The sequence below is a fragment of the Pseudacidovorax intermedius genome (assembly GCF_001476815.1).
GTDB classification, from domain to species: domain Bacteria; phylum Pseudomonadota; class Gammaproteobacteria; order Burkholderiales; family Burkholderiaceae_C; genus Xenophilus; species Xenophilus intermedius_A.
In genome coordinates this window covers 37,775-51,809 of the sequence record NZ_LDSL01000018.1, presented here as the reverse complement: position 1 = coordinate 51,809, position 14,035 = coordinate 37,775, and the positions used below count along the sequence as shown (strand labels likewise).

15 protein-coding genes are annotated in these 14,035 nt (G+C 68.6%); 9 read left to right on the top strand and 6 right to left on the bottom strand.

Annotation, left to right across the window (positions count from 1 at the left end; all coding sequences use genetic code 11):
- Together hisF and NS331_RS02450 are read left to right on the top strand one after the other, a co-directional pair.
- Positions 1-780, top strand: a complete 780-nt coding sequence (gene hisF / locus NS331_RS02455; protein WP_058640427.1) for an imidazole glycerol phosphate synthase subunit HisF — start codon at positions 1-3, stop codon at positions 778-780.
- 85 nt (positions 781-865) lie between these two features.
- Positions 866-2,062 (top strand): polysaccharide biosynthesis/export family protein, encoded by a 1,197-nt coding sequence (locus tag NS331_RS02450; RefSeq protein WP_058640426.1) that lies wholly within the window; start codon positions 866-868, stop codon positions 2,060-2,062.
- Between the two features lie 165 nt (positions 2,063-2,227).
- On the opposite strand, the gene NS331_RS02445 is transcribed toward NS331_RS02450, so the two are convergent.
- The 5 genes from NS331_RS02445 to NS331_RS25985 form a co-directional block, all read right to left on the bottom strand.
- Positions 2,228-4,453, bottom strand: coding sequence for a polysaccharide biosynthesis tyrosine autokinase (locus NS331_RS02445; protein WP_153012723.1), 2,226 nt, complete (start codon positions 4,451-4,453; stop codon positions 2,228-2,230).
- A gap of 26 nt (positions 4,454-4,479) precedes the next feature.
- The gene (locus NS331_RS02440; RefSeq protein ID WP_058640424.1) at positions 4,480-4,914 is read right to left on the bottom strand and encodes a low molecular weight protein-tyrosine-phosphatase; all 435 of its coding nucleotides are present in this window, start codon (positions 4,912-4,914) and stop codon (positions 4,480-4,482) included.
- Positions 4,915-5,058: 144 nt separating this feature from the next.
- Positions 5,059-8,064 carry a YjbH domain-containing protein gene (locus NS331_RS02435; RefSeq protein WP_058640423.1) on the bottom strand — a complete coding sequence of 1,002 codons (3,006 nt, stop codon included), beginning with the start codon at positions 8,062-8,064 and terminating at the stop codon, positions 5,059-5,061.
- The gene (locus tag NS331_RS02430; protein WP_082702212.1) at positions 8,061-8,765 is read right to left on the bottom strand and encodes a YjbF family lipoprotein; all 705 of its coding nucleotides are present in this window, start codon (positions 8,763-8,765) and stop codon (positions 8,061-8,063) included. The genes NS331_RS02435 and NS331_RS02430 overlap by 4 nt, the downstream gene beginning before the upstream one ends.
- 53 nt (positions 8,766-8,818) lie before the next feature.
- On the bottom strand, positions 8,819-9,103 hold the full coding sequence (locus tag NS331_RS25985; protein ID WP_153012722.1) for a hypothetical protein: 285 nt from the start codon (positions 9,101-9,103) through the stop codon (positions 8,819-8,821).
- A gap of 134 nt (positions 9,104-9,237) precedes the next feature.
- On the opposite strand from NS331_RS25985, the gene hisI reads away from it, so the two are divergent.
- From hisI to tatC, 7 genes are all read left to right on the top strand, one after another.
- Positions 9,238-9,633 (top strand): phosphoribosyl-AMP cyclohydrolase, encoded by a 396-nt coding sequence (gene hisI, locus NS331_RS02420; protein WP_058640421.1) that lies wholly within the window; start codon positions 9,238-9,240, stop codon positions 9,631-9,633.
- On the top strand, positions 9,630-10,025 hold the full coding sequence (locus NS331_RS02415; protein WP_058640420.1) for a phosphoribosyl-ATP diphosphatase: 396 nt from the start codon (positions 9,630-9,632) through the stop codon (positions 10,023-10,025). Before hisI ends, NS331_RS02415 begins: the two co-directional genes overlap by 4 nt.
- Before the next feature lie 59 nt (positions 10,026-10,084).
- Positions 10,085-10,477 carry a DUF4870 family protein gene (locus NS331_RS02410; protein WP_058640419.1) on the top strand — a complete coding sequence of 131 codons (393 nt, stop codon included), beginning with the start codon at positions 10,085-10,087 and terminating at the stop codon, positions 10,475-10,477.
- Between the two features lie 56 nt (positions 10,478-10,533).
- Positions 10,534-10,890, top strand: a complete 357-nt coding sequence (locus tag NS331_RS02405; protein ID WP_058640418.1) for a histidine triad nucleotide-binding protein — start codon at positions 10,534-10,536, stop codon at positions 10,888-10,890.
- Between the two features lie 43 nt (positions 10,891-10,933).
- Positions 10,934-11,176, top strand: coding sequence for a Sec-independent protein translocase subunit TatA (gene tatA / locus NS331_RS02400; protein WP_058640417.1), 243 nt, complete (start codon positions 10,934-10,936; stop codon positions 11,174-11,176).
- Between the two features lie 38 nt (positions 11,177-11,214).
- A complete protein-coding gene (gene tatB / locus NS331_RS02395; RefSeq protein ID WP_058640416.1) occupies positions 11,215-11,676 on the top strand; it encodes a Sec-independent protein translocase protein TatB in 462 nt (153 codons plus the stop codon).
- An 86-nt stretch (positions 11,677-11,762) separates the two neighbouring features.
- Positions 11,763-12,572, top strand: a complete 810-nt coding sequence (tatC, locus tag NS331_RS02390) for a twin-arginine translocase subunit TatC (protein WP_058640415.1) — start codon at positions 11,763-11,765, stop codon at positions 12,570-12,572.
- A 56-nt stretch (positions 12,573-12,628) separates the two neighbouring features.
- Here tatC and NS331_RS02385 read toward each other — a convergent pair whose 3' ends face one another.
- Entirely contained in the window at positions 12,629-13,786 is a 1,158-nt protein-coding gene (locus NS331_RS02385; RefSeq protein ID WP_058640414.1) for a S1C family serine protease, read from the bottom strand.
- Positions 13,787-14,035 lie beyond the last annotated feature (249 nt).

Below are 14,035 nucleotides of genomic sequence, written 5' to 3'. Positions count from 1 at the left end.
ATGCTCGCCAAACGCATCATTCCCTGCCTCGACGTCACCGGGGGCCGGGTGGTCAAGGGGGTCAACTTCGTCGAGCTGCGCGACGCCGGCGATCCGGTCGAGATCGCGGCGCGCTACAACGCGCAGGGCGCGGACGAACTGACCTTCCTGGACATCACGGCCACCAGTGACGGCCGCGACCTGATCCTGCCGATCATCGAGGCCGTTGCCTCCCAGGTCTTCATTCCGCTGACCGTCGGCGGCGGCGTGCGCACGGTGGAAGACGTGCGCCGCCTGCTCAATGCCGGCGCCGACAAGACCAGCTTCAATTCGGCCGCCATCGCCAATCCGCAGGTCATCGAGGATGCCTCGTCCAAGTACGGCGCGCAGTGCATCGTGGTGGCCATCGACGCCAAGCGCCGCACGCCCGAGGAGGCGGCGACGCGCGGCGAGGGCTGGGACGTGTACAGCCACGGCGGCCGCAAGAACACCGGCCTGGACGCCGTGCAGTGGGCCGCCGAGATGGCGCGCCGCGGTGCGGGGGAGATCCTGCTGACCAGCATGGACCGCGACGGCACCAAGAGTGGCTTCGACCTGGCGCTGACCCGCGCGGTGAGCGATGCGGTGTCGGTGCCGGTGATCGCCTCCGGTGGCGTCGGTTCGCTGGACGACCTGGCCGACGGCGTGCAGCAGGGCGGCGCCGACGCGGTGCTGGCCGCCAGCATCTTCCATTACGGCCAGCACACGGTGGCCGAGGCCAAGGCCTACATGGCCGGGCGCGGCATCGTGGTGCGGCGCTGAGCGCCGGAGCGGGCCGCAAAGCCGAATATCATCCGCGGGGCAGAGACAACCCTCTCGCCGCCGCACTGCGCGCGCCGCGCCTTGCATGGCGCGCATTCCACGATCAGAACAGGTAGTTGACTTGAAATTCCCAGTGAATGTGCCGGCCTGGACGGCATTGGCGGCGGCCGCGGCCTTGCAGGGCTGCACGGTGATCCCGGGGCCGGGACCGGTCGGGCCGTATGCCGACCAGAGCGAACTGCCGCCCAAGTTCCAGTACGTGCCCGACGAGGCGCCCGAAGGCCGCATCACCCCGATCACGACCGCGCTGGTGCGCACGCTGCAGCAGTTCGCCCCGAAGGGCGTGCCGGCGGACGTGCAGGCGCTGTTCGGCAAGCCCGACCCGTACACCATCGGCCCGGGCGACGTGGTGGGCGTGATCGTGTATGACCATCCCGAGCTGCTGCCGAATGCCGGCGCGGTGATTTCGCAGTCCGTGGACCCGACGGGCGTGAGCGTGGCGCCCGGGTTCATCGTCGCTGGCAATGGCGAGATTTCCTTCCCCTACGTCGGCCGGGTCAAGCTCGAGGGGCTGACCGAGTCCGAGGCATCGGACCTGCTGGCACGGCGTCTGGCACGCAACATCCAGAGCCCCCAGGTCACGGTGCGCATCCAGTCCTTCCGCAGCCGCCGCGCCTATGTGGAGGGCCAGGTTCGCACGCCGGGCTCGCAGATCTTCACCGACCTGCCGATGACGGCGGCCGAGGCCATCAACCGTGCGGGCGGCATCGTCGATGCGGGCGACCGCTCGTCGATCGTGCTGACGCGCGGCGGCCGCTCGACCCGCATCGACCTGCCCGCGCTGCGCGAGGCCGGCCATGACCTCACCGACATCCCGCTGCGCAACGGCGACACGATCTACGTGGGCACGCGCGAGGACACCAAGATCTACGTGATGGGCGAGGTGCTGCGGCCCACCGCGCTCGCGCTGCGCGGCTCCGGTCGGCTGATGCTCAACGAGGCCCTGGGCGAAGCCGGCGGTCCGTCGCTCGATACCTCGAACCCGGGACAGATCTACGTGATCCGCAAGGGCGTGACCGGCTCTCCGGCCATCTTCCAGCTCGACGCCAAGAATCCCGCCGCGCTGGCCCTGGCCAGCCAGTTCCCGCTGCGGCCCCAGGACGTGGTCTACATCGACCCCGTGCCGCTGGTGCGCTGGAACCGCGTGATCAGCCTGATCCTGCCCTCGGCTTCGGCCGTCAACGTGGGCAGCGAGACCATCGACCGCGCGCGCGGCTGGTAAGCCCTTGCGTTGAGCGCGGCCGGAAGGCTTCTGCGCCCGGCCAACGAAAAGACCGCCCGAGGGCGGTCTTTTTTTGCCTGTGCGGCAGCGCGAAGCCGGTGCGAACCGCGAGCCGGTCCGCCACCGCCGTGCTGTGGCAGGCAGCGGCCGAGGGGCCCGCCGTGATCAGCTCTTGTACTTGTACTCGGTGTAGCGGTAGCCGCCGTAGCGGTAGCCCTGGCTGCCGTAGTGGCGGCGCGTCATGTCCATGGCGTTGAACACCACGCCGGCCGGCGTGACGTTGCCCTGGCGCAGGCGTTTGGTGCTCTCGACCAGCTCGCCCATCTGGGTCTGGTCGGCGCGGGCCACCAGCAGCACCACCGCTGCATGGGCGCCGGCGGCGGCCGCATCGGCGGCCACCAGCACCGGCGGCGCGTCCATGACCACCAGGTCGTACTGGGCGGACAGCGTGTCCAGCAGGCGGCCGAAGGTGTCGGAGAGCAGCATGTCCGCCGGGTTGGGCGGATAGCGGCCCGTGGTCATCACGTCCAGGTTGGGCACCACCTGGGCATGCACGGCCTGCTCGAGCGTCAGGTCGCCCAGCAGCAGTTCCGACAGGCCGCCTTCGCGCTTGAGGCCGAACTGCTTGTTGATGTAGCCCTTGCGCATGTCGGCGTCCATCAGCAGCACCCGCTTGCCGGCCGCGGCCATGATGGCGGCGAAATTGGCCGAGACGAAGCTCTTGCCGATGCCAGGCGTCGGGCCGGTGATCAGCACGCGGTTGTTCTCGCCTTCGAGCAGCGCGAACTGCAGCGCGATGCGCAGGCTGCGCACGCTCTCGACGGCCGTGCTGTCGGGATTGGTCACCGTCAGCACGTGCACGCCCTTCTGGCCCGTCTCCATGCGGGCTTCCAGCGCACCCTGCTCGGCGGTGTACGGGATCACCGACATCACGCTCATACCGGTGTGGTTCTCGATCTCCTGCGGGTTGCGGATGCCGCTGAAGAACATGCTGCGCACGAAGGCCAGGGCGACGCCGGCCAGCAGGCCCAGCACGCCGGCCAGGGCCACGATCAGGCCCTTCTGCGGCTTGACGGGCAGGCGCGGCGGGACGGCCGGGTCGAGCAGGCGCACGTTGCCGGTCTTGCCTTCCTTGACCAGGCGCAACTGCAGCGAGTTGTTCAGCAGCGACTGGTAGAGCTGGCTGCCCACGCGCACGTCGCGCTCGAAGCGGAAGGCGTCCTGCTGGATGGTGGGCATGCGTCCCACGCGGGCGTTGAGGGCATTGATATCCTTCTGGATCAGCCCGATCTGCTGGTCGATGGTCTGGATGCGCGGATGGTTGGCGGTGTAGAGCGACGCCAGCTCGCGGCGTTTCTGCTGTGCCTCGAGCAGCTTGCCCTGGAGTTCGACGATCTGCGCCAGCGTGCCCTTGGCCTCCTCGTCGAAGGCGACGGTGGAATTCTGGTTGCGGAAGCGGGTGTACGCGTCCTCCGAGCGCTCGAGCTGCTTCTTGAACTCGGGCAACTGTTCGTCCAGGAAGCCCAGCGTGCGTTCGGCTTCGGCGGCCTTGCGCTCGCGGTTCTGTTCGACGTACTGGGCCGCGACCGCGTTCAGGATGGACGTCAGGCGCGCGCGGTCGCTGTCTTCCAGCGCCACGCTGATCACGTTGGACTGCCGGCCCTGCTCGCTCGGCTGGATGCGGCGCTGGAGGTCCTCGATGGTGCGCAGGCGCGAGTAGCGGTGCACGACGAACTTGGCGCCGGGCAGGGCGTCCAGCGTGTCGATCTTGATCTCGATGTCGCCCAGGGGCGTCTTGTGCACCACCTGTTCGCCGACGCGGCCGGTGATCGGCTGGTCGAGGTCGGGATGCGTGAGCTCGTAGCGGCCGTCGCCCAGCGCTTCCACGATGAAGGGCTTCTGGTCTTCCAGCTCGGCCGGCACGACGAAGCGGCCGACGGCGATCTTCTCGGTGCCGTACACATGGCCGCTCAGCCCCGGGAAGGACAGCGGCTTGGACAGCGACTTGGCGCGGCGCGACAGCCATTCGCCCACCAGCGGCACGTAGTCCGGCTTGGCATCGATGTAGAAGCGTGTGGCATCCACCGCGCCGCCGATGACCAGGCGCGAACGCAGCACCTGGATCTCGCCGGTGGCGGGCGTCTTCACCTCGAACAGGCTGGACGCGTCGCCCAGGAAGCCCTTGGCGTCGGGGGCCGCGTCCTCGACCTGGATCAGCAGGTTGGACTGGTAGATGGGCGTGGACAGCAGCGCATAGGCGGCGCCGAGGACCAGGGCCAGTGCGGTGATGCCGGCCACCAGCCACTTGTTGTCGACCAGGATGTCGAAATACTCGGCCAGATGGATCTCGTCGTCATCCTTGTCGACGGCGTGGGCGGGGGTGGTTTGCATGGGGCTGGCCGCGGAGGCAGGGGGCTTCATGAGAGTTTGCGGATGCGCGCTGCCCAGTGCTGGACGCCGGCATCGATGAGTTGCAGCGCGTTCTCGAACGCGTCGCGGCTGAGCTTGTAGGGATCGGGCACGTTCAGCTTGGCGGCCTCGCCGATGCGGTAGACCTTGCCGCGCACGAAGGGATAGGTCTGCTCGAGGAAGCGCTTCTGGCCGTCGTCCATCGTCAGGATGAGATCGTTGTCCTGGCACAGGGCGCGGCTCACCTGGCGGGCGCGATGCTGGCCGATGTCGATGCCGCGCTCGGTCATGAGCGTCTGGGCCATGGGGTCGGCGGCATGGCCGATCAGTGCGCCGGTGCCGGCGGAACTCACCTTGAGGTCGGGCAGTTGCTGCGCCAGCAGGGCCTCGGCCATGGGGCTGCGGCAGATGTTGCCGACGCAGATGACGAGGAGGGACTTCATGGAATCAACGGGAACCGGAGGGCGTCGGGGGCAGGGGAAGAATGGGCGCAGGGGCCGATGGAGGCCGTGGGCGCCCAAGGGGAAATCGAGGCGCGGCGCGCAGGGTGGCTGCGCGGCGCGCGGATGCTAACCGCGGCCAGGGCGTCAGTACTTGGCATCGAAGTCCAGAATATTGTCGCCCGCCCTTGGCGCCTGGCTCGGCGGCGGCCCGAAGCGGAAGGCGTCCGGGTCGCGGATGTAGGTCAGGTCGTAGAGCGAGACGGCGCGGCCCAGGCGGGCGCCGCCGTCGCGGGTCAGTGGCGACCAGTTGAAGCCGATGAGCGAGCGGCTCGAACGCGGCAGCAGGGCGTCCAGCGGGATCGACAGGTAGATGCCCTTGTCGAAGCTGCCCTCGCCGAACTGCGCCGCCGACACGTTGGTCTTGGTCGCATAGGCGCCCAGCGTCAGGCCGTTGTCGAAGCGCTTGGCGATGTCGAGCGTGGCGCCGCGGTCGCCCGCCAAGTACTGGCCCGCGCTCACGCGCACCAGCACGCCGTTCCAGCCGGTGTTCCAGTACAGCGAGGCATGGCCGGTGTTGACGCGGTAGTCGCGCAGGCCCAGGTGCTGGTCGAACTCGCGCTGGCGCACGCGGTTGACGTCGATGCCGAAGGCCCAGCGGCTGCCCCAGGGCCGGTACAGCCACTCGGCGCCCACGCCGGCAAACATCGGCTCGAGGTAGCCGCCGTAGACGCTGTAGAACTGGTCCTTGGTCAGCTGGCCGACGTGCGTGAGCTGCAGGTTCGGAATCGTGACGCGGCTGGTCGTCAGGTAGAGACGCTGGTCGGTGCGCACGCGCGGCAGGCCGCTGGGGGCGTCGTAGGTGAAGCCCTTGTAGTTGTCGGCCAGGCGCAGGTTGACCGTACCCTGCAGCCAGGTCTGTTGCGAGAAGTTGTACTGGGCACTGGCCCGCGCGCCCAGCTCTACCAGGGCGAAGCTGTTGGGGCCGCCGATGATCTGGTTGAAGTAGGGCGACACGCCGAAGGTGAAGGTGTCCGTCGGCCGCAGCCAGGCGGCGCCGGTCTGGCCCGGCTTGCCCTCGGCCACGGGCGTCAGCAGCGTGTCGGGCTGCGGCTGGGGTTCCGGCGCATAGTCGCGGCGCGTGACGTCGCGCGCCAGGTGAGGCGGCAGCGGCTCGGTGCGGGCGCGCACCCATTCGTCGCGGGCGATGGCCTGCGCATGCAGGGGCAGGCCGCGCTCCTCGTAGTGGATGACGAAGGAGCGGATGGCCGCCGGCGCGTCGCGGTGCAGCACGGCCACGGCGCGCTCGGTGCGCGTGTCGCGGTAGACGGTGTTGGCGTCGGTCACCCACAGGTGCAGCACGTCGCCGTTAGGCGCGATGCGCAGGACGCGCCAGCCCGTCTGCGCTTCGATCTGCGCCGCCGTCTCCTGCCAGCCCGGCGGATTGGCCGGCGCACCGGGCACGAAGTTGGGCGGCGGCGGATCCAGCAGCTTGGGCACCTGGGCCGTGGACAGGTTGCCGCCCACCGTCAGGCCGATCATGAACCGTTCGCCACGCTCGAAGCCGGCGGACAGCGTCACGTTCTGCGCCAGCTTGTAGGCCAGCCCGACGTTGAGCGGCGAGCGCCGCGGCAACGGGTTGGCGAGCGGCTCGTTCTGGTAGTTGTTGCCGTCGTATTCCAGCTTGAGCGTGAGCGGATACCACGGCGTCTGCCACTGGACGCCGCCGAACAGGGCGGCCGGCCCGCGGAAATAGGCGTTGAGGTTGGCCTCGCCGGTGTTGTCGGAGCCGGGCCGCGTGGCGAATCGGTTGCTGATCAGCCGCAGCGGGTTGCTGATGTTGCCGCTCGCGCCCAGGTAGCCCCAGCCGATGCCCAGGCTGACGTCCAGGTCGCCGAAGCGCTTGTTGGCGACGAAGTACTCGCTCGAGAACAGGCCGGTGCCGCCGATGTCGCGAAAGCCCAGTGACAACTCAGGCACACGGGCCGACTCGCGCAGCAACCTGAACTTGACGTCGATGCTCTTGTCCTTGTAGCTCTGGTTGGGGAACTGCGGTCCGTACTCGCGGTTGGAGACGCTGGTGTAGCGGAATCCGGCCTCCATCCAGTCGAAGGGCTGGAACATCACGTTGAGCCGGCTGTAGGGCCACACCGAGCTGTAGGAGGTGCGCACCTCGCCGGCCGCGCTCATGCGGGCGGTGGGCGTCTGCAGCAGGCCGATCTCGCCCCAGTCGTTGGCGCTGCCATCCAGAGGGCGCGGCCAGGCGGCTGGCATGGCGGGCAGGCTGCCGGTCGCCGCGAAGCCGCCCGGCAGCGCGGGAGTGGGGACAGGTGTCGTGGCCGCGCCGTCGTTTGGCGTCGGTACCGGCTGGAATGCCGCACGCGCGGCCGAGGGCGCGGGGCCCTGCGTTCCCAGGAACTTGATGAGGCCTTCGGAGGCCGCGACCATGTCCTCCATGGACCGGGGCGGTGCCCAGACCCAGGCGCCGGGCGCGGGCTCCACGCCCGCCTCCCGGTTCCACGCCGCCACGCCCATGCGCGCGGTGCGGCCGTCGGCCTGCGCGATCCAGGCCCAGTCGGTGCCATCCAGCCGGCCGCAGGCCCGCAGGTAATCGCCCACCCAGCGGCCGCTGGCATGCCGAACGTGGCAGAGAGTGCCGTCCGGCTGGACCACGACGACGTCGCCTGTGGCATCCTGCGGCAGCACGAAACGCGCACGGTCGCCAGCCACCGGATCCTGGCCCGGGTTCACCTCCAGCCAGCGCGGATCCACGATGCCGAGCGCGACCCGGCCTGTCGCGGGCAGGGTGTGCAGCCAGCCCAGCAGCCGCTGGCGGATGGCGCGGTCCTCTCCGGAACGCTGCGCCGCGGAACGCTCGAAATGGATCAGCAGCACGTTGCGCAGGTACTGCTGGGGAAGCTTTTCCTGCGGCACCAGCCATGCCACGCCAGGGTCCGCCGGTCGGGGGGACTGCTGGAGTAGCCATTGGCTCAGGCGCTCGCCGGGCCGCGTCGGCGTCGCCTCGGTGCCGGCAGCAGGCAGGGTGCCTGCCGCGTTCTGCGCCAGCGCGCCGCCCGCCGTGCCCAGGCAGAGCGCGGCAAACAGGTGGAGCGTGAGGGGGTGCAGGCGGGACGCGCGCTCGCAGGTGGTCATGAGCCTGCGGTCGGCGTGCGGCTGGCGACGGAGGGCGTCCAGCGCTCGAAGGTGTAGCAGACGTCGGGGCTCAAGCACTGTTCCGAATAAACAACAAAAGGTGCGCCTTCCGCGTCCCGGGCGACACCGAAATGCGCGGGCGGCAGGGCCGGGCTGTCGAAAGAGCGGGGGACTGCACGCTCTTCGAACCACGTCAGCTGGGAGGCGGGGCGACCCTTGAGCGCAGCCGGTTTGTAGGCATTCAGACGAGAGACGTTCACTTTTTCCTGGATGTCGGCGTGGTAGCCGGGCATCACGTCGCGTGCGCGGTCGAAGCTGATGCCACCTTGGCCGGAAAGCAGCCGCTGCCAGCTCGGCGCATCGGCCAACCGGGTGGTGCGCCAGTCCACCGTCAATCCCGAGGTGCCGACCAGGCGACCATCTCGCAGGCGGATCACTTCGCGCTCGCCCGTGTACCAGACCTCGACCGGTCCTTCCGGTGTAGGGTCCACGTAGCCGAGCACCAGATACGCCACCGAGTCACCCCGCGTGGCGCGAAGGTAACGAAACGCGGGGTTGAAGACGGGTTGCCTCTCGTCGATGCGGCCACTGGCCCGTTCGACCACGTAGCGCGCACTCTCGAAAGTCGCACCGCCGCCGGTGCCGCATGCTGCAAGAAAGAGCGTTGCCAGGACGCAACAAAGCGGCCTTGGATTCAGCATCGAAGGCCGCTGTTGCGTGGATCGCACCCTCCCGCGGGGGAGGATGCCGGGCCTCACCGGGTGCCGGTGGTGCCGGTCGTGCCCGTGCCGGGCAGAATGAAGTTGCCACCGCCGCTGTCGCCACCCGAGCTGGCGGCTGCACCGACGACGACGCCGGCTGCGACGACCACGGCCACCGTGGCGCCGACGGACAGGCCGCCGATGCCGGCTGCGGTGGCGGCACCACCACCCGCGCCACCGCCGCCAGCAGCAGCGGGAGCGGTCTGGGCGCCGGCCACCATGGGAGCGGCGATGAGGGCAGCGGCAGCCGCTGCGGAAACGAGACGAGCGAAGTTCATGGCAGTTCCCCTATAAAAAGGTGTGCGGCCCAGCCAGACGATCTGGATGGCGGATTCAGTCGAAGTGAGTTTAACGGCCTTTCGGCGCCCGGGCCAACTGATTTGTTCCGGTGTTGCTGGGTGACAATGCGCTCATGACAACATGGCTTGACGAAGTGCGCTGGGATGCGGCCGGGCTGGTGCCGGCGATCGCCCAGGAGCACGGCAGCAAGGACATCCTGATGTTCGCTTGGATGAACCGGGAGGCCCTCGCAAAGACGGTGGAGACCGGGCGTGCGGTGTATTTCAGCCGCTCGCGCGGCAAGCTCTGGTTCAAGGGCGAGGAGTCCGGCCATGTGCAGCGTGTGCACGAACTGCGCCTGGACTGCGACAACGACGTCGTGCTGCTTTCTGTCACGCAGGAGGGCCATGATCCCGGCATCGCCTGCCACACGGGGCGTCACAGCTGCTTCTTCCAGAAATACGTCGACGGCCAATGGGTCAGCGTCGAGCCGGTCCTCAAGGATCCCGGTGCCATCTACCAATCATGAGTGACCACGATTCCACGCCGGCCAGCGGCACGGCGGATGTGCTGGACCGGCTGGCCGCCGTCATCGACGCCCGCAAGCCCGCTGCCGGGGGCGACCCGGGCCAGAGCTACGTCGCCCGCCTGCTCCACAAGGGCCCCGACGGCTTTCTCAAGAAGATCGGCGAGGAAGCCACCGAGGTGGTGATGGCCTGCAAGGACGCCGACCACGGCGCCGACCGCCAAAAAATTGTGAACGAAGTGGCCGATCTGTGGTTCCACAGCATGGTGGCGCTGGCGCACTATGGGCTGGCGCCCCGGGACGTCGCGGCTGAGCTGGCGCGGCGCGAGGGCACCAGCGGCATCGAGGAAAAGGCGCTGCGCAAGGCGCAGGCCCGTGAGGCCGCGGGCGACTGAGCGTCGCCCGGCGCACATCGCCGCGCCGTCGCTGCAATACAAACTCTGAAGGGGATCGCATGAGCAACAGGGACATCATCGAGGTGGATCGCGGCGACTCGCTGCGCACCATCGGCTGGGTGAGCTATGTGCTGCACCTGATCGTCGCCGTCGCTGCGGTGGTGCCGGGCGCGCAGGTGTCCGTCCTGTTGCTGCTGCTCGCACTGCTGATCGACTTCGTCAAGCGCGATGATGCGGCGGGCACCTGGCAGGCCTCCCATTTCAGCTGGCGCATCCGGTCGGTGCTGTGGGCCGGGCTGCTGTATGTGCTGACCTCCTGGCTATGGCTGATCTTCCTGCTGCCGGGCTTCATCGCCTGGAGCCTCATATCCCTCTGGTTCCTCTACCGCATCGTCAAGGGCATGGTGCGGATGAATGCCGGCCGCCCGATGGACGCGGTGGCCATCGCCTGAGGCGCGGCGGACCTGCTGTGGCCGTTTGACCCCTGTTGCCCTGGAGACCGATTCGAATGGCAGAGCACGACTGCATCTTCTGCAAGATCGTGGAAGGCAAGATTCCTTCCAACAAGGTGTACGAGGACGAGGAACTGCTCGCTTTCCACGACATCGCGCCCTGGGCGCCGGTGCACTTCCTGATCGTGCCCAAGCGTCATATTCCCTCGATGGCCCAGCTCGGGCCGGAGGATGCCGGCCTGATGGGCCGCATCATGACGCTGGCACCGCGCCTGGCGCTGGCGCAGGGCTGCGGTGCCTATCCCGAAGGCGGTTTCCGTGTCGTCGTCAACACGGGCCAGGAAGGCGGGCAGGAAGTGCACCATCTCCATGTCCACGTCATGGGCGGTCCGCGTCCCTGGCTCAAGGGCTGAGGCCGCCGGCGGTCTAGAATTTCAACATTGTTAGGAGCATTCCATGGGTTCGTTTTCCATCTGGCACTGGCTGATCGTGCTGCTCATCGTGGTCATGGTGTTCGGCACCAAGAAGCTCAAGAACATGGGCTCGGACCTGGGCGGTGCGGTCAAGGGTTTCAAGGACGGCATGAAGGACGGTTCCTCGTCCGACGCGCCGGCCGCATCGGCCCCGCATCAGCAGGTCACCGGCCAGCCTGCGGCCGACAAGTCCACCATCGACGTCGAGGCACGCCAGAAGTCCTGAGCCGTGCAGCACGCCATCCCTGAGGCAAGGACGTCGCGGTGATCGATCTCGGCATTTCCAAGATGGCGTTGATCGGCGCTGTGGCACTGGTGGTGATCGGCCCCGAGAAGCTGCCGCGGGTGGCCCGTACCGTGGGCACCCTGCTGGGCAAGGCGCAGCGCTACGTCAACGACGTCAAGGCGGAGGTCAACCGCTCGATGGAGCTGGATGAGCTTCGCAAGATGAAGGACGGCGTGGTGGGTGCTGCGCGCGAGGTCGAGCAGAGCATCCGCGACCATGCCGGCCAGGTGCAGGACGACCTGTCGGGCCTGGACACGGTGACGCCGGCCACGTCGTACGAGGCGGCGCCGGTGTACCCGGTCTACCGCCATCCCAAGAAGAACTGGCGCCTGAAGCAGGGCGCCGTGCCGCACTGGTACAAGGCGCGCAACAAGCTGCGCACGCGGACGCAGTCCGGCGCTGCGCGAGTGGCCCGGCACCGGCCGCGGCCTGGCGGTTGAGGCAGCGCGGGCCGCCTGGGCCCGGCGCGCCGTCTTTCACTTTCCTCCCGTTTCTGTGCGCTGATCCAGCCACGCGGTGACCTCTGATGGCTGATTCGAATTCCAACAACAAAGAAGACGAGCTCGCGGGCACCGAGCAGCCCTTCGTCGCCCATCTGGTCGAGCTGCGCGACCGGCTGCTCTACTGCATCTACGGCATTGCCGCTGCCGCTGCGCTGCTGGCCTTCTGGCCCGGGCCGGCCGGGCTGATCGACTGGATCGCGGTGCCCATCAAGGCCCACATGCCGCCCGATGCCAAGCTGATCGCGGTGGGTGTGTTCTCGCCCTTCTTCGTGCCGCTGAAGGTGCTGGGCATGGCGGCGGTGCTGCTGGCGCTGCCCTGGCTGATGTACCAGATCTGGGCCTTCGTGGCGCCGGGCCTTTACAGCCATGAGAAGCGCTTCGCACTGCCGCTCATCATCTTCGGCAGCTTCCTGGCCTATTCCGGCATCGCCTTCGTGCAGTTCTTCGTGCTGGACAAGATGTTCGCCTTCATCCAGCGCTTCACGCCGCCGTCGGTGGCGGCAACGCCGGACATTTCGTCGTATGTGGAGTCGATCCTGTCGCTCTACATCGCCTTCGGCCTGGCCTTCCAGGTGCCGATCGTGGTCATGCTGCTGGTGCGCTTCGAGATGGTCACGATCGAGAAGCTGCGCAGCTTCCGCGGCTACTTCATCGTGCTGTCCTTCGTCGTCGCCGCCGTGGTGACGCCGCCGGACGTGATCTCGCAACTGGCGCTGGCGGTGCCCATGTGCCTGCTGTACGAGGTGGGCATCGTGGCCGCGGGCTATTTCTCGCGCGCCACCAAGTCCGAGGAGGAGCGCAGCGAGGAGACGGCGGGGCCGACCGGGCAGTAAGCGCCGGCAACGGTTCGGCCGCGGGGCTGGACCGCCGGCCGAAATCCCTGGCGTCTCTATTCCGGCTGCTGCCGGCGCACCGGCGTGGCGGGCCGGGTGCCGGCGGTGACGTCCAGTTCCACCCGGTCGTTGCCGCGCTGGACCTGGAAGCGGCTGCCGGTGCCGGGCTTGAGTCCCGCCACCGCGGTGAGCAACTCCTGCACGTTGCCGATGGCCTTGTCGTCCACGCCGGTGATCACGTCGCCCGGCCGGATGCCCGCCTGCGCCGCCGGCGCGTTCTGCAGCACGCCGGTGATGATGACGCCCTGCGTCGCCTTGACGCCGAAGGTCTCGGCCATCTCCGGCGTCAGCGTGGCGGGCTCCACGCCGATCCAGCCGCGCGTCACTCGGCCGTCCTTGACGATGCCTTCGAGCACCTGCTTGGCCGTGGAGACCGGAATGGCGAAGCCGATGCCCATGCTGCCGCCGGAGCGCGAATAGATGGCCGTGTTGATGCCCTGCAGGTTGCCCTGCGTGTCGATCAGCGCGCCGCCGGAGTTGCCGGGGTTGATGGCGGCGTCGGTCTGGATGAAGTTTTCGAAGGTGTTGATGCCCAGCTGGTTGCGTCCCAGTGCGGAGACGATGCCGCTGGTCACCGTCTGGCCCACGCCGAAGGGATTGCCGATGGCGAGCACCTGGTCGCCGACGCGCAGCGCGTCCGAGTTGCCCAGCACCACGACCGGCAGCTTGTCGAGCGCGATGCGGATGACGGCCAGGTCGGTGTCGGGGTCGGTGCCGATGAGCCGGCCGGTCGCATGGCGGCCGTCGTTGAGCGTGACCTCGATCTCGTCGGCGCCCTCGACCACATGGTTGTTGGTCAGGATGTAGCCATCGCTGCTCACGATCACGCCGCTGCCCAGGCCGATCTGCGGCTGCTCGCTGCCCTGGTCGCCGAAGAAGAAGCGGAACCACGGGTCGTTGGAGCGCGGATGGCGCGGCGCGGCTTTGCTGGTGTTGATGCTCACCACCGCCGGTGCCGCCTTCTGCGCGGCGGCCGCGAAGCTGCCCGGTGCCGCCTCGGCCGTGGGCGCCGATGGCGCCTCGACGATCGACACGACGCCGCCCAGCGAGGTGCTGCCGCGGCGCACCCAGTCGGGCTTGAGCGTGACGAGGACGAAATAGGCAGCCAGCAGGACCGTGACGGCCTGGGCGAAAAGCAGCCAGATGCGCTTCATGAGGAAACCAGAGGCAGGAAAAAATGCAGGGAGCGTCCCCGCGGGGCCCGGGATTGTCGCTGATGACCCCTGGACGGGCCGTGTCGCGGCCGTCGGACAAGCGCCCGTCCCGGACCCGGAGAGCGGGTAAACCCTAAAATCCTGCCCCTTGGCCTATCCGGCCTGCCCGACGTGGCCCGGGCGCGACCCATCCGGTCGCCTGCTGCGCGCCGCTCGTCCTCGCCCCTTTCTCGCCTCGATTCGCGCCCG